The sequence below is a fragment of the Endozoicomonas acroporae genome (assembly GCF_002864045.1).
GTDB lineage: Bacteria > Pseudomonadota > Gammaproteobacteria > Pseudomonadales > Endozoicomonadaceae > Endozoicomonas > Endozoicomonas acroporae.
The window spans coordinates 1-999 of record NZ_PJPV01000309.1 but is presented as its reverse complement, the minus strand read 5'-3'; the positions used below and the strand labels follow the sequence as shown (position 1 = coordinate 999).

General features: G+C 50.7%; 1 protein-coding gene. It reads left to right on the top strand.

Going from position 1 to position 999, the window contains the following annotated elements; all coding sequences use genetic code 11:
- Positions 1 to 307 precede the first annotated feature (307 nt).
- The coding region (locus CX664_RS25460; RefSeq protein WP_146000394.1) for a hypothetical protein at positions 308 to 999 on the top strand (692 nt) is incomplete at its 3' end.

Genomic DNA, 999 nt, shown 5'->3' with positions numbered 1-999 from the left:
CGGGCCGATGCCTGAAGAGACTGGAAAAAGTCCGGGTGTGAATAAAACCGGGAAATTAGATGATAGTTCTAGCGTTACTTCTCTTTTACCCTCAGCTGACCAGGGAACTGAAACCAGTCCAGCATCCATAGCGCAGCGTTCGTCCACTACTGGCACTCAGACAGTTTCTGATAACTTGATTGAAAGGACTGGAAACAGTCCGGTTGGAGATGAAGCTAAGGAATCAGGTAAGGGTTTTGAGGTTACTTCTCCTGAATCTCCAGTTGACGAAAAAACTGAAACCTCTTCAACGTCCCTGGTGCGGGGGATGTCCATTACAGGCACTCAGACCTTATCGATTCCTGAGTCAGACGGGCCGATGTCTGAAGGGACTGGAAAAAGTCCGGCTGTGAATGAAACCGGGAAATCAGGTGATGGTTCTGACGTTGATTCTCTATCGTCTCCAGATGACCAGGGAGCTGAAACCAGTTCAACGTCATCAGCGCGGCGGGCCTCCTCTGCTGGCACTCAGACGGATGCTGATAACTCGATGCCTGAAGAGACTGGAAACAGTCCGGTTGTAGATGAAGCTAAAGAATCAGGTGATGGTTCTGACGCTACTTCTCCAGCATCTTTAGTTGATCAGGGAACTGTAACCAGTCCAGAAACACTCGGGGCGTCCAGTACAGGCAGTCAGACCTCATCGGTTACTGATTCACCCGGGCCGATGCCTGAAGAGACTGGAAAAAGTCCGGTAGGGGATAAAGCCGGAAAATCAGGTAATGGTTCTGACGTATCCTCCTCTCTTAACTCCAGTTGCACCAGGGAACGGAAACCCGTCCAACTTCCCTCCCGCCACGCAGTGTCATTACATGCCGTCAGCCCCCATCGGTTCCTGAGTCGCTCAAGCTGCTTCCTGAAGGGGCTGGAACAAATCCGGCTGAGGATAAAGCTAAGAAATCAGGTGATGGTTCTGATGTTGTTTCCCTTTCATCTTCAGTTGACCAGGGAACTGAAACC